Source organism: Flavobacterium crocinum, assembly GCF_003122385.1.
GTDB lineage: Bacteria > Bacteroidota > Bacteroidia > Flavobacteriales > Flavobacteriaceae > Flavobacterium > Flavobacterium crocinum.
This window is the reverse complement of the sequence record NZ_CP029255.1, coordinates 2,469,330-2,489,945: the sequence shown is the minus strand read 5'-3', so window position 1 is coordinate 2,489,945 and position 20,616 is coordinate 2,469,330. Positions and strand designations below refer to the sequence as shown.

General features: G+C 35.0%; 23 protein-coding genes and 1 tRNA gene. 18 read left to right on the top strand and 6 right to left on the bottom strand.

What is annotated here, in order from left to right; genetic code table 11:
* Nucleotides 1-26: 26 nt before the first annotated feature.
* Nucleotides 27-566 carry a carboxymuconolactone decarboxylase family protein gene (locus tag HYN56_RS11200; protein WP_109192242.1) on the top strand — a complete coding sequence of 180 codons (540 nt, stop codon included), beginning with the start codon at nt 27-29 and terminating at the stop codon, nt 564-566.
* A gap of 54 nt (nt 567-620) precedes the next feature.
* Here the strand turns inward: HYN56_RS11200 and HYN56_RS25295 are convergent, their stop codons facing one another.
* From HYN56_RS25295 to HYN56_RS11190, 3 genes are read right to left on the bottom strand one after another with little or no spacing between them, the layout of a single operon-like run.
* Entirely contained in the window at nt 621-848 is a 228-nt protein-coding gene (locus HYN56_RS25295) for a helix-turn-helix domain-containing protein (RefSeq protein ID WP_205727655.1), read from the bottom strand.
* On the bottom strand, nt 818-1,525 hold the full coding sequence (locus HYN56_RS11195; protein WP_205727654.1) for an AraC family transcriptional regulator: 708 nt from the start codon (nt 1,523-1,525) through the stop codon (nt 818-820). The genes HYN56_RS25295 and HYN56_RS11195 overlap by 31 nt, the downstream gene beginning before the upstream one ends.
* Before the next feature lie 38 nt (nt 1,526-1,563).
* A complete protein-coding gene (locus tag HYN56_RS11190) occupies nt 1,564-2,367 on the bottom strand; it encodes an SDR family oxidoreductase (RefSeq protein ID WP_109192241.1) in 804 nt (267 codons plus the stop codon).
* A 237-nt stretch (nt 2,368-2,604) separates the two neighbouring features.
* Here HYN56_RS11190 and HYN56_RS11185 point away from each other — a divergent pair, with 237 nt between their 5' ends.
* The 8 genes from HYN56_RS11185 to HYN56_RS11150 all read left to right on the top strand — a co-directional run bounded on the left by HYN56_RS11185 (nt 2,605) and on the right by HYN56_RS11150 (nt 10,094).
* Nucleotides 2,605-3,429, top strand: a complete 825-nt coding sequence (locus HYN56_RS11185) for an SDR family NAD(P)-dependent oxidoreductase (protein WP_109192240.1) — start codon at nt 2,605-2,607, stop codon at nt 3,427-3,429.
* A gap of 118 nt (nt 3,430-3,547) precedes the next feature.
* Nucleotides 3,548-4,282, top strand: coding sequence for a hypothetical protein (locus tag HYN56_RS11180; protein ID WP_109192239.1), 735 nt, complete (start codon nt 3,548-3,550; stop codon nt 4,280-4,282).
* Between the two features lie 38 nt (nt 4,283-4,320).
* Nucleotides 4,321-5,160 (top strand): alpha/beta fold hydrolase, encoded by an 840-nt coding sequence (locus HYN56_RS11175; protein ID WP_109192238.1) that lies wholly within the window; start codon nt 4,321-4,323, stop codon nt 5,158-5,160.
* A gap of 111 nt (nt 5,161-5,271) precedes the next feature.
* Nucleotides 5,272-6,159 carry a helix-turn-helix domain-containing protein gene (locus tag HYN56_RS11170; protein ID WP_109192237.1) on the top strand — a complete coding sequence of 296 codons (888 nt, stop codon included), beginning with the start codon at nt 5,272-5,274 and terminating at the stop codon, nt 6,157-6,159.
* 143 nt (nt 6,160-6,302) lie between these two features.
* The gene (locus HYN56_RS11165; protein ID WP_109192236.1) at nt 6,303-7,202 is read left to right on the top strand and encodes a helix-turn-helix domain-containing protein; all 900 of its coding nucleotides are present in this window, start codon (nt 6,303-6,305) and stop codon (nt 7,200-7,202) included.
* 72 nt (nt 7,203-7,274) lie between these two features.
* Nucleotides 7,275-8,108, top strand: a complete 834-nt coding sequence (locus tag HYN56_RS11160; protein WP_109192235.1) for an alpha/beta fold hydrolase — start codon at nt 7,275-7,277, stop codon at nt 8,106-8,108.
* Nucleotides 8,109-8,141: 33 nt separating this feature from the next.
* Nucleotides 8,142-8,945 carry an enoyl-CoA hydratase/isomerase family protein gene (locus HYN56_RS11155; RefSeq protein ID WP_109192234.1) on the top strand — a complete coding sequence of 268 codons (804 nt, stop codon included), beginning with the start codon at nt 8,142-8,144 and terminating at the stop codon, nt 8,943-8,945.
* A 147-nt stretch (nt 8,946-9,092) separates the two neighbouring features.
* Entirely contained in the window at nt 9,093-10,094 is a 1,002-nt protein-coding gene (locus HYN56_RS11150) for an NADP-dependent oxidoreductase (RefSeq protein WP_109192233.1), read from the top strand.
* Between the two features lie 472 nt (nt 10,095-10,566).
* Here the strand turns inward: HYN56_RS11150 and HYN56_RS11145 are convergent, their stop codons facing one another.
* Both HYN56_RS11145 and HYN56_RS11140 read right to left on the bottom strand, forming a co-directional pair.
* Nucleotides 10,567-11,682: a trypsin-like serine peptidase gene (locus HYN56_RS11145; RefSeq protein WP_109192232.1), complete on the bottom strand. Its 1,116-nt coding sequence runs from the start codon at nt 11,680-11,682 to the stop codon at nt 10,567-10,569.
* Nucleotides 11,679-14,411 (bottom strand): hypothetical protein, encoded by a 2,733-nt coding sequence (locus tag HYN56_RS11140; protein WP_146194588.1) that lies wholly within the window; start codon nt 14,409-14,411, stop codon nt 11,679-11,681. Before HYN56_RS11140 ends, HYN56_RS11145 begins: the two co-directional genes overlap by 4 nt.
* 720 nt (nt 14,412-15,131) lie before the next feature.
* Here HYN56_RS11140 and HYN56_RS11135 point away from each other — a divergent pair.
* Nucleotides 15,132-15,216 (top strand) — tRNA-Ser (locus HYN56_RS11135).
* 626 nt (nt 15,217-15,842) lie between these two features.
* On the opposite strand, the gene HYN56_RS11130 is transcribed toward HYN56_RS11135, so the two are convergent.
* Nucleotides 15,843-16,415 (bottom strand): S24 family peptidase, encoded by a 573-nt coding sequence (locus HYN56_RS11130; protein ID WP_240622691.1) that lies wholly within the window; start codon nt 16,413-16,415, stop codon nt 15,843-15,845.
* Between the two features lie 412 nt (nt 16,416-16,827).
* Between HYN56_RS11130 and HYN56_RS25240 the strand changes: the two genes are divergently transcribed.
* The 8 genes from HYN56_RS25240 to HYN56_RS11105 all read left to right on the top strand — a co-directional run bounded on the left by HYN56_RS25240 (nt 16,828) and on the right by HYN56_RS11105 (nt 20,455).
* On the top strand, nt 16,828-16,962 hold the full coding sequence (locus tag HYN56_RS25240; protein WP_262510130.1) for a hypothetical protein: 135 nt from the start codon (nt 16,828-16,830) through the stop codon (nt 16,960-16,962).
* Nucleotides 16,959-17,237, top strand: coding sequence for a hypothetical protein (locus HYN56_RS11125; protein ID WP_109192230.1), 279 nt, complete (start codon nt 16,959-16,961; stop codon nt 17,235-17,237). The genes HYN56_RS25240 and HYN56_RS11125 overlap by 4 nt, the downstream gene beginning before the upstream one ends.
* A 29-nt stretch (nt 17,238-17,266) precedes the next feature.
* Nucleotides 17,267-17,983, top strand: coding sequence for a DUF3164 family protein (locus HYN56_RS11120; RefSeq protein WP_109192229.1), 717 nt, complete (start codon nt 17,267-17,269; stop codon nt 17,981-17,983).
* Nucleotides 17,973-18,140 carry a hypothetical protein gene (locus HYN56_RS25045; protein WP_167398302.1) on the top strand — a complete coding sequence of 56 codons (168 nt, stop codon included), beginning with the start codon at nt 17,973-17,975 and terminating at the stop codon, nt 18,138-18,140. The genes HYN56_RS11120 and HYN56_RS25045 overlap by 11 nt, the downstream gene beginning before the upstream one ends.
* A 78-nt stretch (nt 18,141-18,218) precedes the next feature.
* Nucleotides 18,219-18,458: a hypothetical protein gene (locus tag HYN56_RS11115; RefSeq protein ID WP_109192228.1), complete on the top strand. Its 240-nt coding sequence runs from the start codon at nt 18,219-18,221 to the stop codon at nt 18,456-18,458.
* A 519-nt stretch (nt 18,459-18,977) separates the two neighbouring features.
* Entirely contained in the window at nt 18,978-19,118 is a 141-nt protein-coding gene (locus tag HYN56_RS25040; protein ID WP_167398301.1) for a hypothetical protein, read from the top strand.
* Nucleotides 19,111-19,419, top strand: coding sequence for a hypothetical protein (locus tag HYN56_RS11110; RefSeq protein ID WP_109192227.1), 309 nt, complete (start codon nt 19,111-19,113; stop codon nt 19,417-19,419). Before HYN56_RS25040 ends, HYN56_RS11110 begins: the two co-directional genes overlap by 8 nt.
* Nucleotides 19,420-20,209: 790 nt before the next feature.
* On the top strand, nt 20,210-20,455 hold the full coding sequence (locus HYN56_RS11105; protein WP_109192226.1) for a hypothetical protein: 246 nt from the start codon (nt 20,210-20,212) through the stop codon (nt 20,453-20,455).
* The last annotated feature ends 161 nt before the right edge of the window (nt 20,456-20,616 follow it).

The following is a 20,616-nucleotide window of genomic DNA, read 5'->3' as shown; positions in this document are numbered from 1 at the left end:
AAGAATACTCTAATAAAAATACAATCATGAAAACAATTTCAGTTCCTGCAAAAGAACAGTTAAATGCAGCTTCACAATCTATTCTCGAAGCTGTACAATCTAAAATGGGAAAAATCCCTAATCTTTATGCCACAATTGGCTATTCATCCGCAGCTTTAAAAGCCATGCTGGATACAGAAAGTGCATTATCACAGGATTCTTCCTACACCGCTAAAGAAAGAGAAGCTATTAATCTTATTGTATCACAAGTCAATAATTGTGATTACTGTCTGGCTGCGCACACTATGCTTGCTAAATTGAAGGGATTCAGTGAAGAAGAAACAATTAAAATTCGTAAAGGCGAATACTCAGATTCAAAATTAAACGCTGTCATTCAATTGGCAAAATCTATTGCCAATAACAAAGGCACTGCTAAGGAAGATGATTTGGAAAACTTTTTTGAAGCTGGATATGATGAAAAAGCACTGATAGAATTAACAGCGCTGATTGCCTTAAGAAGCTTTACTAATTATGTTTTTGCCAATACCAGGATTCCTGTAGATTTTCCTGCTGCATCGGCTATTTAAAAGAGAAAGACCAGCTTAAAAAGCTGGTCTTTCTCTTTTTTGCATAAAGCAGATTTACTTCGCAAGTCTGAAATTCTTTGGAGACCTTCCCGTTTTCATTTTAAAAATTTTACTAAAATGAGAGGGATGATCGAATCCTAAACTATACGCAATCTCACTAACACTTTTATTGGATCCCCATAAAATTGATTTAGCTTTTTCCACCAATTGAAGATGAATATGCTCAATAGTGGTTTTACCTGTATATTTATTTAGCAGATCGGATAGATAATTGGCGGACAAATTAACTGTTCGGCGAAATATTTAACTTCAGGAAGCCCCTTATCGGCCAGATCATCAGCTTCAAAATAATTTTGCAGCAGATCTTCAAACTGCTGTACAAAGTCGTTGTTTACCTTAGATCTGGTTAAGAACTGACGATTATAAAAACGGTCACAATATTGCAGCATAAGCTCAAGATTGCTGACAATCAAACCCTGCGTATGCTTGTCCATGTTCTGCGAATATTCCATTTTAATTTTTTGAATACTTTCTTCTAAAGTTTTTCTTTCCGCATCTGAAATATGCAGAGCTTCATTCACATCATATTTGAAAAAAGAATAAGAACCGATATTTTTTCCCAGCAAAGATCCATAAAGTAAATCCGGATGAAAGGCAAGAAACCACCCCTCTTCGATTATCGTATTTTCACTTGGACTCAAAACTTGATTTGGTGCTGCAAACATTAATGATCCGTCCTGAAAATCATAAGTTGACCGGCCATATCTCAACTCTCCTTTAAACTTTTTAAAAACAACAGTATAAAGTCCGAGTCTATAAAAGGCATCTTCAACTCCCCTGTTTCTCGTCTTTACTGCCTTCAAATCAATTATTGTGATGAGCGGATGCCTAGGACTTCCGTAGTTGTAATAATGATGAAGGTCAGCGATCGTATCTATATTTACAAATTTTTCCATCATTATTTTGATCTCATTAATAACTCAAATATAAGCTAATTTCAATTTCTCATCAATCTTAAATATTCAGCTTCTGTATTTTTAGTTTTCAAATCAATATAATACTGGGAATCATCACCTGTTACATAGCGCAGTTTTACAGTTTCATCCGTTGCTGCCGTCCATATGGTCTGTGCGACATCTTCTGCTGCGGCCTTAGATAAATGTTCTGTTCTTTTAATAAATTTTGGAATAAAGGAAGCTAGTTCTGCGTTATAATCCTCGATAGTGTTTTGAATCATTTCTATGCCAGTTCTAAAGTTCGTAGGAACACTTCCCGGTTCAATTATTTTTACAGCAATATTTAAAAAAGCCAATTCATGCGATAAGGCTTCCGAAAATCCCTCAACTGCAAATTTTGAACTGCTGTACAAACTGGAAAATGCTCCAGCATTTACTCCACCAAAAGAAGAAATATTGATGATTGAACCGCTTTTATTTTTCCTCATAAATGGAAGTACCGCCTTGGTAACTTCCATCAAACCAAAAACATTGACATCAAATTGTCTTTTTATTTGTATTTCGTCAGAAGCTTCAAAAACGCCCATCAAGCCATAACCGGCAGAATTGACTAAGACATCAATATTCCCGAAAACCTCCACTCCTTTTCTGACTGCCTCGTCAATACTTAAACTGTCAGTTACATCTAATTTCACCACTAATACATTCTCTAATTGAGAAAGTTCTGATTCCTTTTGCGGCGTGCGCATTGCAGCAATAACATTCCATCCCTTGCTATTAAACAATAAAGCACTGGCTTTTCCAAATCCGGAAGAAGCTCCTGTTATAAATACTGTCTTTTTCATAATTAAAATAAGTTAAAATTTATAAGGCAAAGTTCTAACGAATGTATCTTATACCTGTATGCATTTCTTGGCATTACGTATACATTTCTCTGTTTTAAAAGATTAAGACTATTTAATTTACCATCATTCGTATTTCTGTGCTATTCTTCCGCTGATATGTCTTATTGCTTCTGAAAGTGCAGAAATATCTTTGTACTATAAATTTAAAACAATAAGAAATACTAAAATTTAGATATCATGGCAAGAATAATTTTTATCACAGGAGCATCAAGAGGGTTTGGAAAACTATGGGCGGAAGCTTTTTTAAAAGCAGGCGATAAAGTGGCAGCATCTGCAAGAAACATTACAGCACTGGATGATCTGGTCGAAAAATATGGCAGTAACATTCTCCCTATTTCATTAGACGTTAATAAAAAAAACGAAGTAACTCAAGCCGTAGCAAAAGTTAAAGAGCATTTTGGCACTATCGACATTTTAATTAACAATGCAGGTTTTGGTCTTTTTGGAACAGTGGAAGAAACAAGCGAAGAACAAGCGAGAGCACAAATGGAAACCAATTTCTTTGGATTATTATGGGTAACGCAGGCCGTTCTTCCTGTGATGAGAGCTCAAAAAAGTGGGCATATCATACAGGTTTCAAGCTTTTTAGGCATTACTACCCTGCCTTTATTGGGCTTATACAATGCCTCTAAATTTGCGGTAGAAGGGCTTAGCGAAACTATTGCCAGTGAAGTTGCACATCTGGGAATCAAATTTACTTTAATCGAACCAAACGGTTTTGCAACAGAATGGGCTGGAAACTCCGCCGTACAGACAACAGCTGAAATTGCAGATTATAATCCGGTAAGAGAAGCCTTTGCATCATCTGGAGAAAATCCCGAAACATGGGGAAAACCGGAAGCCACTGTGGATGCGATATTAAAAGTGGCAAATAGTGCCAATCCACCTCAGCGTTTATTGCTTGGGAAAATTGCCTACCATACTGTTAAAGAAGTGTACACAAAACGTCTTGCGGAAATTGACGAGTGGAAAGAAGTAAGCATTGCAGCTCACGGACATTAAAACATCTGACAGCAATCGTGTTTATGTGCTGCTTTTTCGTGGATTTGAACTACCCTGCCGGGAGCCCAAACCATACTTTTGTCGATATTTATAAAAAAACAACCATTAAAAACTAAAAATGAACACATCAACACAACAATTAGTAAACAAAGCGCTTGATGCTCACGGAGGCATACAAAATGCCATTAAATTTCAGACTTTAAAACTGCATGCCAATATCGGCGGTGCTGTATGGGCAGTAAAGGGACATGAAAATGCGCTTGCTGACGTAGAATTTACCGGATCATTAACAGAACAAAAAGCTTCATGGAAAAATCTTTTTCAGTCTGGTTATACATCAAGTTTTGAAGCTGGAAAAGTGGCTCTTTTCGATGAAAAAGGCGCATTAATTGAAGAATTAGAAAATCCGAAAGAGTCCTTTAAAGGACATACTGTAGAAACGCCGTGGACCAAAGCACAATTAGTTTATTTTTCGAGTTATGCCACCTGGAACTACGCTACTGCCCCATTCAATTTTTTAGTGCCTGGAACTGAAATCAATCAATTGGAAGACTGGAACGAAAAAGGAGCAATCCTCCAAAGACTAGAAGTCATTTACCCTGACGGATTTGCTACACACAGTAAACGACAAATATTTTATTTTGATGCTGACGGCTTATTAAAACGTCACGACTACTGGCCTGAGGTTTTAGGCGGTTCATCTGCAGTGCAGATCATAGAAAATCACAAAAATTTCGATGGCATTGTAACAGGGACTAAAAGAAATATTTATGTGCTGAATGACACAGATAACAGTTATTCAACAGATCTTGTATTGGTTTCTATTGATATCCTAAATGTCTCATTTGAATAATAATGAGTACTATTTTTCATTCTCAAAATTAAAAAATCATGAAAACTTCAGAAATAAATGCTCTAACAGCACCCACACATTATATAGAGTCAAACGGAGTTAGTTTTGCTTACCGCAGATTCGGAAAACCATCTGCAATTCCATTAGTAGGATTTCAGCACTTTACTGGGACATTAGACAACTGGGATCCTATTATTTTAGATGGATTGGCCGCAGAAAGAGAAATAATCATTTTTGATAATGCCGGTGTTGGAAACTCCTCTGGAGAAACTCCTGACAATGTTCTTGCTATGACCAATGACGCAGTAAATTTTATTAAGGCGTTAGGAATAACCAAGATTGATGTACTGGGATTTTCGTTAGGGGGTTTTATTGCGCAGTATTTAGGAGAACAGCATCCTGATTTAATTAACAAAATAATTATTGTCGGCGCAGCTCCGCAGGGTACAAAAGCACTGCATAATTTCCCTCAGCTAATTGGCAGAGCACAGGAGAAAGAACCAATGGAAATCTTTCTGTATATTTTCTTCACTTCATCACAAGAGAGCAGAAACAAAGGAAAGGCTGCATTACAGCGTTTATATTCCAGAACAGAAGACAGAACAAAAGCTGCAACAGATCAAGCAGTTATGGCACAAATGAAAGCTATTACGCACTGGGGTACCGAAAAACCTTCAATTAGCCTGAAAAAAATACCGCATCCGGTTTTGATTATACAGGGAAGCAATGATGAAATGATGGATTCTGACAGTTCATACACCCTGTTTAAGGAATTACCAAATGCAGTATTGACTTATTATCCAGATGCGGCACACGGTTCTTTTTATCAGTATCCTGAAATGTTTGTCAACCAGACAAATTATTTTTTGAATAATTAAATAGTCTGTAATCATCAATTTTTAAACAATTGATAGTTTTGATTATAGACTGAATAATAACATTGCATTTGCTGCATTCACAGCAAATGCAATTTCTTCAATGTTCTAACGATGAAACATTATAAAACATTAAGCGAATTACATAAAGATAACGGCTGGCCCGCGCCTCAAAATCCTCTGTTTAGTATTGTAGGCTGCCAGTCAAGCTGTCCGCTGGGCAATCGGGAATACACTACTGATTCTTATATGATTGCATTTAAAAAAATTAAATCCGGGACAATTATGTATGGCAAAACTCCTTACGATCACGACAATGGGTCTATGTTTTTTACCAAACCGCGCCAGATTATTGAAATGAAAAATTTAGAACTTGAGGAACAAGGTTTTATGTTATTTATACATGAAGATTATTTGTACCGTAACGAGTTATATTCGATCATACAGCAATACGCTTTTTTTGATTATGAAACTAACGAAGCCATCCATCTATCGCCTGCTGAAGAGCTGATTGTCTGGGAACTGTACAATAAGATAAACATAGAATATCTGACAAATCCTGATGAATTTACCAGAGAAATCATATTAAGCCATGTAGCATCTATCTTAAAATATGTACAGCGTTTCTATAAAAGACAATTTATTGACAGGAAACAATTATCAGGCAGGATAGTTTCTAAATTTAATGCCGCTTTAAAGCAGCACTTAAATAATGGGAAGCTGAAAGAAGATGGTTTGCCAAGTGTCGCTTCATTAGCTTCACAATTACTATTATCGCCAAGATATTTAAGCGATTTATTGAAACAGGAAACCGGTAAAACCGCTATTGAGTTAATACATGTTTATTTGATAACAGAAGCCAAAAATTTACTTCGGTCAGAAGATAAAGGTGTTGCTGAAATTGCTTTTCAATTAGGATTTGAAAATGCATCCTACTTTAGCAGACTTTTTAAAAAGCAGACCGGCTTGCGTCCACTTGATTTTAAGCATTCATTGAACTAATAATTAATTTTTTCCAATGAAAATAAATAATGACAATTCAGAAATCACTGACAAGACGCAAATTACATAAAAAGTAAGCCTGCATTCCAGTTTTTTTTCTTACTATGTCCATATATTTGTGTACCAATAAATATAAAGAATACATGAAAGTTTTTGAGAACCTATCGGCCTATAATAAATACTTAAATCTTTCAGAACCTTTTCATCCCTTGATGGACAGCAGGGTCTGCAAACAGGCTATTCCGAATTTTCCGCAGTCAAGCAAAGAAATTCAGGTTAACATGTTTAAGGTTTCATTAAAAAAGAACTTTAGCGGTGATATCAAATACGGCGCAAATAAATATAAAACAGATAATGGCTTACTGCTTTTCAGCAGTCCTGGCCAGGTCGTATCATGGGAATCGCTTACCTTCTGGGACGGGTATGCCTTTGTATTTCATCCTGACCTGATTAAAAAGCATCCCATTGCACAGAAGATCAGCCAGTATAAATATTTCAGTTATGAAATCAGCGATGCTCTGTTTATGACTCCCGAGGAAGAAGAAACTATAACATGGCTGTTTACCAAAATCCACCTTGAACTTCTAAATAATGCAAATAATGCCAACGAAGATGTAATACTCTCACTGCTGCATGTAATCCTAACTTATGCAGAGCTCTACTACGAAAGACAGTTTAAAGAAAACGGATCAAATACTGCTTCTGCTTCTGTTTCATCAAAAGTAAAAACACTTTTACAGCAGCACTATAATGATTTATCAGTGCCTGTAAAAAGTGTCCCAACAGTAGCCTCCATTGCAGATGAGTTGAATTTATCTCCCAATTATCTAACCGATCTGATAAGATTGGAAACTGGGAAAACTACCATTAACCTCATACATGAATATGTAACCGAACAGGCGGAAATATTATTGCTTCAGACCGATATGAATGTCAGTGATATTGCCTATCAGCTGGGATTTGAAAATGCGTCCTATTTCTCCAGACTCTTTAAAAAAAATAAAACTTACACACCGGGCGAAATCAGGGAAAAGTACAGGTAATTTCGTGTTTTGTGAAATAAGAAGGTAACGGCTTTACATAATTTTGATTATACAAATTTAAAAGCCTTTACAATGGATTCGAATTTTTCAAATTCCCAAACCCAGTTCAGCACGATCAATTCTGTAAAAGTGGCTTTCCGCCATTTTGGACAGGGCGAACCTATATTATTTTACAATCGTTTTCGTGGAATACTCGACACATGGGATCCTCTTTTTTTGGATACTCTTTCCCAAAAGAATTCCATTGTTTTATTTGACTATCCTGGCATCGGAGAATCTGAAGGAGAGCTTTCTTCCGATATTTCTGAAGTAGCTGCTGTTGGAGTAAAATTAATGGAAAATTTAGGCATTCATAAATTTCATGCTGCAGGATGGTCTTACGGCGGACTTGTCGCGCAGACTGCTCTTTTCATGAATAGAGAAAAAGTTGCTAAAGCAGTTCTTATCGGTACAAATCCTCCTGGCATTAATGAAGTTCCTTTTGACAAAACTTTCTTTGAAAAAGCGCTTAAACCTGTAAATGATCTTGAAGATGAAACGGTTGCTTTTTTTGAGCCTTCATCTGAAAAAAGCAGGGCTGCGTCCAAGGCTTCTTTTGATCGTATAGCGTTAAAACTTGACCGAACTAAAATTCCTTCGACTTCAGAGCAATTTCAAAAGTATTTTGAAGGTTCCGCCATGATGAAAAAAGACATCCATGATTATCGCGGCCAATATAAAACGCTGAAAAATCCGGTTTTAGTCATATCAGCTGATCATGATATTAGTTTTGCTGTAGAAAACTGGTTCCCTCTATTGAGACATGCACCTTCAATGCAGCACATTATTATCAACGATGCCGGACACGGACTTCAGCATCAGGAACCAGTCCTTATTGCTAATTATATCAAATTATTTCTCAGTTAATAAATACTACACTAATAATTAAAATTCTTAATCATGATTTTTACAACACAGAAAATAAGTGACTCTTACTGGAAAGTAAGCATTGAAAATCCGCCCGTTAATGTTTTTGATGCTTCTTTTTCAAAACAGCTGATTATTTTAATGGATGAAATGGAAGCAGAAGAAAATCTAAAAGTTGTCGTTTTTGAAAGCGCAAATCCTGATTTTTTTGTGGCACATGTTGAACTTCTAAATATTACTGATTTTCCAAAAGGCACAGGAAAAACAGGACTTTCAATTTCATGGCCAGATATTGCAAAACGTCTCGAGCAGGCACCATTCGTAAGTATTGCATCGATAAGAGGAAGGGCAAGAGGTCTGGGAAGCGAGTTTGTGCAGGCTTTTGATATTCGCTTTGCCAGTAAAGAAAAAGCTTTTTTCGGCCAGCCAGAAATTGGAATAGGCTCATTCCCAGGCGGAGGAGGACTAGAACGTTTACACCTTCTAACCGGAAAAGCAAGAGCTTTAGAAATCATTTTGAGCGGAAACGATTATGATGCTGAGACTGCTGCGCTTTACGGATGGGTTAACCGTGCAGTTCCAGACGCTGAACTGGACGCTTTTGTTACGAATTTTGCCGAGAGAATTGCCTCATTTGACAAGTTTGCCATTGCCTCTATTAAATCAATAATGAATGAAAGAGCAGTGCTGCCAAAAAATGATCATATTATGGAAACACAGACCCGTTTCTTTCAATCTTTAGAATCACCAGAAAGCAGACAGCGTATAAAAAGACTTTTAGATAATGGTTTGCAGACTTATGGTGATGTTGAATTAAACTTAGGAAAACATCTTTAATAGCTGCCTGCATCATAATTTTTATAACTAAATCAATTTGTACAAAGCTTTGCCGTTTTGTGCAAATTGATTTATACAGGCATAAACTGCTTAAAGTAATTAGAAACAAAAAAAACTTAAATTTATATTATAATAAATATGTACCTCATGAAAGCTTTTATAGTAAATAAATACGGAAAAAATGAGAAACTGAAACTAGCTGAAGAAGCTTTACCCTCTGTAAAAGAAAATGATATTTTAGTTGAAGTATATGCCGCTGGACTCAATCAGCTCGATTCTAAATTGAAAAGCGGTGAGTTTAAATTAATTTTGCCATACAAAACACCTTTTATTCTGGGGCACGATCTGGCCGGAATTGTAATAAAAACAGGAGCAAAAGTAACTCGTTTTAAAGCGGGAGATGAAATATTTGCACGGGTTTCGGATATGAGGATTGGTACTCTTGCAGAATATATTGCAATCGATGAAAATGACGCTGCTTTAAAACCCAATACTATTTCTATGGAAGAAGCTGCCTCTATTCCATTGGTTGCTTTAACAGTGTGGCAGGCATTTGCAGAAAGAGTAAATATAAAGAAGGGACAAAAAGTTTTCATTCAGGCCGGTTCCGGAGGAATTGGTACAATAGCAATTCAGCTGGCCAAACATTTTGGAGCATTTGTCGCCACAACAGCCAGCGAAAAGAATTTTGACATGCTGAAAAGACTTGGAGCAGATATTATAATAGATTATAAAAAGGATAACTTTGAAACTATTCTTAAAGATTATGACGTGGTACTTAACAGTCAGGATATTAAGACACTTGAAAAATCATTGACAATTTTAAAACCAGGAGGCAGTATTATTTCAATTTCGGGACCTCCAACTCCAGAATTTGCAAAATCAATCGGTGCATCATCAATAATAAGTTTTATCCTTTGGTTAACCAGTTTTAAAATCCGCAATAAAGCTAAAAAATTAAATATTCATTATTCATTTTTATTTATGAAAGCAGACGGAAGACAATTGGAACAAATTGCTGATTTACTTGCTTCAGGAATTATTAAACCAATTGTAGATAAAACTTTCGCTTTTGAGCAGACCAATGATGCTTTTGATTATCTGGAAAGCGGACATGCAAAAGGAAAAGTTGTGGTAAAAGTAAAATAATCGAATTTGAGACCTTTTTTACCGCAAATATAAGACGGTTAGAAACAATTCGCCCTTCAAGTTTTATGGCAGAATCATGGCCCATTATAATTTAGAGAAGCTGTACCTCAGCAATATATTGTGTTGCTAAATAAAGGTTCGAATGGCAGAGCGATCATAACCTAAGATATTTTTTCAACCTATTCCTTTGCTCTGTAATCAAAGCACTCAGAGAAAGCTTGTATAAACTTTCTATAATTTCCTCCCCTTTAGCATCTGAAACATCTTCAAATCCTTTGAATTTTCTCAATTCCTCTAAAGTTAATCTACCATTGTTCTTCCATTCTTAAACTCTGGGGCCAGCTAAATTTTGCAATTTTAACTTGTCATTTATTTTATTAGATTTCATATTTAAACTAAATTATCTTTTAAAGCCCATTAGAAGATTATACTCTTTAATTTAAAAAATTATGATAGGGCTTTCTACACTTTACTAGTTGAAAACATTCTCTATCCTAACCACTTTCTCACCCTTACAAAAAGGATAAAAACATACAGGGGCTGTATTGCAATGTCCATTAAACTTATAGTCAATTTCTCCTGATACTAGTATTCCTATAACTTTATGGGTATAAAAATTAAAAACAGGAGAACCTGAATTCCCCTGAAAACTATCAAGGGTAGTGTAAAAATAAAATGGATTATCGTTTTGTGTAACTGAAGCATTTAAAGATACCTTCAGAGGCATTCCGCTCGGATATCCTATCATATAGACCTCATTTTTTTCTTTTGTCACAGCCTCTGAGTTTTCGAATGCCAAAGCCGGACGATTAAAACTCTGATCGACTGTGAATTCGGCTACGTCCTGTTCACTATTCTTTCTAATCACTTCTTTAAGAAAGTAAACATCTTTTTTATCAACAAAAACATCCACCACTCCGGTTCTGGAAATGATTTTATAACCGAAAACCACCGCATAGTGTTTGAGAGGTCTTTCAAAAACGTGCAGGGCCGTTATCATAGTGGAATCACCGCTGATAAATGCAGTCCCGACACCGGTAACAGGTTGATAGGCAAAAGCTTCTCCAGAACAAAGATTATATCTTTCTCCTAATTTAAGATAAATGTCCAACTGGTATATCTCTTTTGAAACTGCATTTAATTTTTCCCGCTCCACTATAATGCCGACCGATTCAGAATTGATCAGAATCTGTTTCTGCCAAGGTATTTCACTGTTCAAGACTAAAGGCTCAATTCTACTGTCATATTGTGAAGGCCCTGTTAATCTCGCTGCGTTTTTACCATCTACCTCAGGCATTAAAGTAGCGGGTCCTTCTTTTCCCAGATCTCCCGTCAAGCTTTTCTGTGCAAGCTGTTTTAAATAAAAGGCATCTCCTGAAGCAGCAGGCTGCTGTAGCGGAATACTTAACTGAATCTCTTCAATGATAGCTCCCTCATACTCCTTCTGATTTGCTTTTAGATCCTTAAACCGTTTAAAAACTTCTAAAGTTCTGGCTATTATTTCTTGCTTTGCAACAACTGTGTCTTTGACCTGTCCATTTAGAGAGCAAGTCCCTATCAGAATCACAAGCAGATAATATCTTCTCAAGGTTCTAAATTTTTATATTTCGAACCTATTGTCAGCAGTGGTATATCAATAGTGACTCCTGCACCGAAACGGTATGAATCAGCAGAAGTAAAACCTCCGTCGGTGCTCTCCGGTATATCCCTTAGCTTTGGACCGTACTGAATACCGGCATTGACTGCAAAAGGGGAATTAGGGAACCCATATACGAGGTAGAAACCTGGTGAAATAATATCCTGAAGTTCAAAATCAGGCAGTGTCTGGGTGTCCTTCGAACCATCAAGCCGCAGTCTTACCGGTGCCGCGATGTCGATAATCGGAAGGAAAATACCCAGGGAACCTCTATTCTTAAATGCTCCCCACGGCTGAAGATATAATCCTACCGGCGCTGTAAAGCCTATGAAACCTGCCAATTCTTTGTCCTGTGTTTTTTCACCGCCCAATAGGATTCCGGGAAAAGAATTAATCGAAAAATAATATACGGCCTTCTCTTTTAAAGAGGAGCTTCCAACCGGAAGCGCAAAGGCCTCGATTGCTTTTTCATAGTCCTCCGGACTGTCGGCTACCGCAACATCATTCACAAAATGAATGAATTTTACCAGCTGGGTGTTTGACTTAATTGATTTCTGCGCGGCCAGTTCGGGCAGAAAAGCGCTGTATACCTGTTTCAGCTCCTCTTCCGCATCCAAACTAAACTTTTCATTAAAGACCACTTTATCAAATACCTGATCATAATAAGCGTCATATTTTTTTAGGATAAATTTTTTGGTTTCAGGCTGCAGTTTATAGTTTTCAAGTTTTTTCTCTATAACTTCCTTCTCAGATTTCCTGTCATATCCCAGAAAAGCCATCATGGCGTCTTTGTTGTTATTGATATCCGTTTGCAAACTGCTCAACGATACTTTAAACAAATTTTCATCCCAGCTGTCCACTGAAAGTCCATTGAGCTTTTCCAGATCTTTTGCAATTGGGCTCAATTTAGTGTCTCCCATCATCTTAAACTGCAGTATTTCAGTCTGTGTTTTATACTGCTTCCAGGCTTCTTTCTGTTTCACCGCTGATTCGTCTTTGACTTTAAAAAGCCCGGAAATGGGAGCCAGCTCCTGTATGGTCCTAGGGCTGAATTTCAGCTGTCCTCCCAGATTGTTTTCAATTCCTTTTTCCATTCCTAACATCAGAGGAATTTCCACCGCCTTGGTGATGGCATTGGTGTATCTTTTTTCATGAAGATCCAGTGTGATATCATTTGCCAGATAAGCTGATTCGAAATAAGGTTTTAGTTTTGCGGAAAAGTAATTTCCCGTATTGAGTTTTTCCAAAATCCAGTCACCTGAATAGGTGATCTCCTGAGCAAATCTGATCACATCTTTAATCAGGGTATGCATTTCCCTATACTCCACCTTTTCCCCGTTTTTATTTTTCTTTCTTATGGCTAAAAACTGGCTCTGGAGTCTTTCCGCCCCGCTGATAATATCTATTACCTCATACTTTAAAAAATCATGATAACTTCCCAGTTTATCTGCATCCGAGACAAAACCCGTCACCAGATTACCGCCATTTTTTACCTGATAATATTTCAGGTTCTGCTGATGAAGAAACCCAAAGTATAGATAGCAGAAATCTTTCTGGCTGCCATAGGCCGATGCAAAATCCGTCGTAATAAATTTTACTTCACCGTTCTCCACAACCGTGAGGCTGTAGGCAATCATACAAGCCACATTCAATCCTTCGGCAATATCTTTTTTCATACCAGACTCCCCGCGCCACCTGTTGATATTTCTGCTGGCGGACACTATTTCGAAATAATCGACAGGACTTTTGATTTTAGAAACCTCTTGCAGAATATCCAGTCCCTCAAATGCAAAATCAAGATCGGGATGCTTCTGCAGCTGCGCAGCTATTCGCGGTACCTCCCTTAAATTCTTTGCGTTTGATACCAGGTTCTTTAGATCCTGTTCAATATACTGCTTTAAATCATCAGTGAATTTTAAAATTTCGTCTGCATCAAAATTTTTAAGGTAATCAAATGTGGTAGGAAGCAATACTTCCAATTCATATAGATACTGATATTTTTCTTTATTCTGAAGATACTCCTGAATATTTTGAATGGCATTTAAGGTGAGCTCCTGCTTAATTCTGTTGGCTAAAAACCGGCTGAGTCCATCAATACCCTTAACCAATATATCGCCACCTGCAAATGGGAATCCTTTCTGAACAGACAGCTGGCTGTTATTTACTGCCAGATTATCGGAATTACTCTCTTTAATATTTTTATATTTTGTTCTAAACTTTTCAATTACTTCCGCCAGAAAAGCATTGTTGTTGGCAGCAAAATAATCCTTCAGATTTTCAAGTTCTTTATCATTAAAAGTATAAAGATTACCGAAATAGGTCGATTTCTTTGAAGTAAAACTGCTTTTAAGGCTTATCAGGGCTTGGACTCCTGCTACAGTTAAATCGTTTTTTTTGACCTGCAGGTCATAATCATCCTTGCTTTTAAGGTAGTCTGACCTTTCGGTCTCAAATTGAGAATATGTGGCCTTTGCAGCAACCCCATCTGTGTAGGTCTTGAATACAGCAATGACCTTTGCACGGTCCTTGGCTATCTCCTCTAACATATTTTCTGTGCTTACGTTGGAGTAATCTTTAAACAGAAGGTCGATTAAGCCTGCTGCATCACCCGAAACAGGTGCAGATTTCTGACCTGATGCGTATGTGCTAAACATAAGCAGGCAAAGTAAAATTTTTTTCATAAACATTGGTTTGAGTTTATTTGACTTTTTTAACAAGATCTATTTTACCAATAATAATTATTTTAGCTGTCAAAGTGAAAAATCGAAATTTATATTTATTGGGAATTTTCGTTAAATATAATATCAATATATAAATAAAAAACAGGTATAAACACCTGTTTTATTTTATCTAAATATAAGTAAAACAATATTTTAACAATCAATATTCAATAAAGACTGTCAACTAAAATTAGACATATTATATCTCATCTCAAAAATGGTTATCAATAATTTCAATATTCAGTAATATCTCTAGTAATTTTTATCGGGTAAATAAAAATATATGAACCTGAAAGCTATTTGAAAACTTTTGTTCCATAAAAAGTTTACGGGTGAGATGGTAGTGCGAATACAAGTTAATTCATTGATTTACAAATCGTTTAAATTATGTCCACAGTGCAGACACAATTTAAAAGTCAAATAAAAAGACGCGCAATAAAAACAAATTGTGATATTTTTATTCCATTGATTTTATTAATATAAAAATGCATTATTACATTTGGTCTTTTTGGACGGCCAACTCACAAAAATAACAAGCTATTAAACAGCAAGTTAAAATCCTGACTAAAGTCATCGATTGGATTCTAAATTTTTTCATTTATAAAACTATCAAAAAAATTTCTTGAATTGAAAAAACATTATATCTTTGCACCCGCAATGAGAAAATGATTGTGTCTTACTGGAGGAATGGCAGAGCGGTCGAATGCGGCAGTCTTGAAAACTGTTGACTGTAACAGGTCCGGGGGTTCGAATCCCTCTTCCTCCGCTTGATGAGATTTCGAAAGAAATCTTCAAAAAACAAAAACCTTTAGATCTCACGATTTAAAGGTTTTTCTGCTTTTACAACAAACTGTACCTATCGGTGTACCTGTTCTAAAAAATGATGGATAATGCCCGTATTTAGCGGGATTGTGATAAAGACTGCGCGGCCTCTTCCTCCGCTGAAAGCTAAAAAAGAGACTTCTCAAAGTTTACAAAAAAACTAAAATTCACGGAAAACCCTAAAAATCTTTAGATCTGCAGGGTTTTATCTTTTATACTCTTTGCCGATTAATAATATGCAGTTTTGTGGCACATTCGTAGCGCATCGGGAATAGAGTGTAGTGCGCCACAAATTGCACTTTATATATTTTGTGGCAGAATCGTGGCACAGCTGAAAAATTACCAACCATACCATTTAATGCCAACAAATGAGAATTATGGTTCAAATAAGATTGAGACCGCTGTTTTGTCGATTTGGTAAAACTTTTTATCTGTTCACGTTTTTCTCCGTTGAAATTTGAAACCTTCAACCTTTGTTGAAGTTTTTTTTTATTTAACCTTTTCCTCCACTTTAAACAAGAGATATACAAAAACTAGACTATAAGAGCTCTTTGTTTAAAAAAAAATAATTTACATCATAGTATTAATACGAATACTTGCTTTTATAAGCGCGAGAGCGGATATCTTCGAAATATGAATATCTTTTGGCTGATGATGCGAATTCTGACTTACCAATTTCACATAATCCCCTCCTTGATCAGATTTCTGGACGTATTTTACAGTAATATATTCTTCCCAATCATTCAGCTTCACACTTAGAAGATACATTTCTCCAAAAAAGATATTTTCAAATTCTGTTTCTTTATACAAAACGATATCACCGGATTTCAATAACGGATACATACTATCTCCTGTCACTGAAATTGCTCCGTCACACTTAGGCAGATTTGGAATTTTTATAGTATCCAAAACCCTTTGTGGTTCACCACTATTAAACAATTCCCTTAATCCGGCAACAGCTTCTAAATCATAAAGTGGTATTTCCTGATTCATATGAATAGAATCTACCGTTCTTCTGTCTCTATTCATAATTACAACACTCGTTTCTTCTTCTTTTATCATAGGCCCGTTTCCCGTTAAAAGCCACTCCGAATTAATTTCCGGATAATAATGTAAAATTTTACACGCCTTATCGGTTCCCATGTTGCTACTATTATCTAAAAATTTATTAGAAAACCCCAGATCATTGCAAAACTTATACTTGCTAATCCCTTTATAATCAAGATATTCTCTCATCCTCTCAGTTGACCCCATAAAAAAGCGTATTTTTTTACGTTAAAAATTTGTTTCAATGTATTATTTTACATTATATTTGCAAAGTAAAGAAAAAATAATTTCAAAAACAACAGAAACTTTAACATTTTTATGTAACCAGCAAATTGTAAGAAATTCAAAAATGCAATATAAAACATTAAAAAACAAATAATTAAATAAAAAAATCAATAAAAAAAACAAAAATAGCCCACTACATCAAACAGGAATAAAACTACGAAAAAGACGTAATATTAATCATTAAAAACAAATACCTACTATTATTTATATTAAAAAATGTAAAATGGAAACCAATCAAATTGTAGAAAAAATTCAGGAACTGGAAAATTGGCTAATTGGAAACCCGGACAGTGCCGAAAGAAACTTAATAGAATCTGATATTAAAAAATTACAAAACTTATTAAACAAAAAATCATGAATAAAACTCAAATAGAAACACGTATTGCTCAATTGTATCTGGCTCTTCAATACTGCTCAGAACGCAATAAAACTTTTACAGTCGGAGAAAGAATCTGTATTAATCAGGAACGTTTTCAATGGATGCATATTCTGGACGATGAAACTGCCACTCCCCGTCCTGTTCCTCAAAACATTGAACACAAATTAAAAGACGTTTGCAGACTTGCTTTACAGCATAATTTCAAACCTTATTACGGAGATCCTTTTAAAGACGAAATTGTATTATATAACTAAACTATTATAAAACTAAAAAGAAAAAAATTATGAACGCGTCTTTAACAAACACAATCAGTCCATCTGTAGATTTATCTCAATTCTCTGTACAAGAACTGAAAGAAGCATTAAACCGAATTGAAAATAAAAAAACGGAAGAAAGGGATGCTTACAAAAAACTAGTTGCCGAAACCATCCCAAAAGCACTTTCCAGATTACACGAAACATCAGAAATGATGAGAAATGCTAAAACAGAGACATTTCAATTATTTGAAACCATTCTGGATCTAAAAAATCAAGTTTATGGTTTTAAAGAAAAACAAATGTCTCATACTTTCTCCAATGACAAGGAAGAAATTACGATTGGATACCGCATTAATGAAGGTTGGGACGATACTGTAACCATTGGCATTGAAAAAGTACAAAACTACATTTCGTCACTTTCTACCAGTAAAGAAACGGCAGCATTGGTTAAAATTGTTTTTAATCTTCTAAAAAAAGATGCTAAAGGAAATCTAAAAGGTTCCCGAGTTCTGGAACTTCAAAAATTAACAAAAGAGTTTAACAATGAAGAATTTACAGATGGTGTCGAAATTATAGCTTCCTCTTTTAAGCCTGTTCGTTCAAGCTGGTTTATTGAAGCAAACAGAATTGATGACAACGGAGTAAAGACTCACATTCCATTATCGATGTCTTCTGTAGATTTTTTACAAGGATATGCTTTTAATTTTTTTAACCAACAAAACGAACAAAATCATGCAGCCTAATAATGACATTTACGCATCGGTTCTATTAGCGTTATTACTCATTGCAACCAATTTAAAACCAATTCTGATGTTCAGAGAATGGTTTAACTTTAAAATAAATACAACTTTCAAACAGTATCAAAACGAACGTAAAAAGAAAAATAATATCCGCTCTTAAATACCACAAAGCAAGCAGCTAATTCATAAATAAAACAATCAATTTAATTCATTCATTTCATCTTTTAATCATTTTACTATGCCTGTATCTAATCAAAGAAGTCTGGGAATTCAGAAAAACAAGTTACTTAGATATAAACTTATAAAAGAATTATATCAGAAACATAAAACTGAAGATATCCCCACTACAGTAGTCTGGAGAAAATACATTTATCCGGTCTATCCTATTTCAAGAACAACGTTGTACGAAATTCTTTGTACTCCAATAACTATCGAACTTAAAAAAATCGAAGAACTAAGTCAAAAAATTGCTTCGTAAATTATTTTCCCCAATCTGTAAACAAACTTTGCTTTACAAGATTGTAAAAACTCCGAACATTAATGTTTAAAGACCTTGCATGCACTTTTTTTAAGCATTTTATCTTTACATCTTTACCGTCTTAAATAACCTGGTAAAATTCTATTCCAATTACTCGTATCATCTTTAAAAGATTCAGCGTTCTTAAATCAACAAAACATTTTTCCAAAAAACTTTTATAAGATTTAAACGTTTTTCTGAAATTCTCATAAAAATAAAAAGCCTGTAATCTATTTACAGGCTTTTTCTTCCAAATGCACTTTGCATCTTAAGCTAACTCGAATAGGCTTATTGTTCTGTTTTTTTTAATACAGAAAAAACTACCATAAAAAAACAAGACTAAAATATGTTTCTGTTTTTGTTTTACCATTCGAAATAGCCTTGGTATTTATCAAAAATTTAGATCCCGTTTTTTTAAAACAATAACTACTCAGAATGCATCTCTAAAAAGACAATCAATAATCTTAAAACTAAAGCAAAATGACTATATCACAAATAATCGAAAAAATACAGGAACTGGAATCCTGGCTTATAAAAAATCCGAACAGTGCCGAAAGAAGCCTTATAGAATATGATCTAAAAAAATTACGAACAATTTTACAATTACGAAAAAATGAATAGAAAACAAATTAAAGAACGCATTGCACAACTTTATGTAGCACTTCAGTTTTGCTCTGAAAAAATCAGAACATTTACTGCCGGAGAGCGTATCTGTATCAATCAGGAACGTTTTCAATGGCTGCATATTCTGAATAATCCTGAAGCTGAACCACGTCCCGTTTCTGCGGCTATTGAAAATAAAGTAAAAGATGTAACCAGACTGGTTACCAAATACAATTTTACTTCTTATTATGAAGATCCTTTTATTGAAGAAGAAAATGAATCGGATACAATTCCAGAAAAGAGTGAACCAATGAATTAAAATCCTCAATACTCCATTAACACTACCAAAAAAACAACCCAAAAACCTATAAATCAATACAGATAAACCATGACATTTATGTTTCTTTACTTTTGGGAGCAATTCTAATTGCTACGAATATAAAACCTATACTAACTTTTCGTGAATGGATTAATTTTAAGATCAATTCGACCTTTAAGCAGCAGCAAAACGAGCATAAAAACAAACCTGATCAACAATCTTGATATCAGGTTAAAAATATTATTTCTTTATAAATAAAGAATGAAATTGATTTTCATAAAATCATTTTAGCTTTCTTCGAAAACAAGTATTTTAAAGATTAAAAAAGGTATTGACTAAAATACTTGTTTTTGAAGTTAAAGCATTATAACGCCAGATTAGTATTAAGTCTAAATCTGTTTCCAAAACATATTTTTTTTTGTCTTAATAAAATAAAAAAGGTCCCTGTTTTTCTCAAATAAATTAAGAAAACAGGAACCGAAAAAGCGGGCGCTTACTGCCCTAATCAAATAACTCAAAACCATTCTTTTTCCCGGAATGTTCCAGTGTTTATAACTCCGGAACAGGATTGTTACGCGGACTCTGCAGACTTAAATTAAGTCCTTTTGACAGAATGACTTCAGGACGAAGCTCCGGAACATTTCGGCATTAGAGGAAGAGCGGCCATTGATATATTAGGATCAAATGGTTTTGGTTATTCGTGATACCATTTATAATTATTTATGCCTCAAACAGCACAACTACTCTAATCTCAAAAAACAATTCTTTAATCATTTTCACCTCTCTCATTATGGCAATTTCAAACAACAGAAGTCTCGGAATTCAAAAAAATAAACTTTTACGTTACAAGCTTATCAAAGAATTGTATCAAAAACACAAAACCGAAGACATTCCTACCACGATAGTCTGGCGCAAATATATTTATCCGGTCTATCCGATTTCACGAACTACATTGTACGAGATTCTTTGTACTCCGATTACTTCCGAACTCAAAAAAATTGAAGAACTATTGCTCAATCAGACTAAAAATTCGTAAGCAGTAAAATCTGTTTTGACAAATGATATTTTATCTGAATCGCTCTGCAAAGATGTGCCTTTTTCTGGAGTAAAAACGGTCGTTGTTCGTTAACTGAACAACTCTGTAAAGTTCCAGAATACAAGTGTTTAAACACCTTTCATTCGTTTTTTTAACTGCTT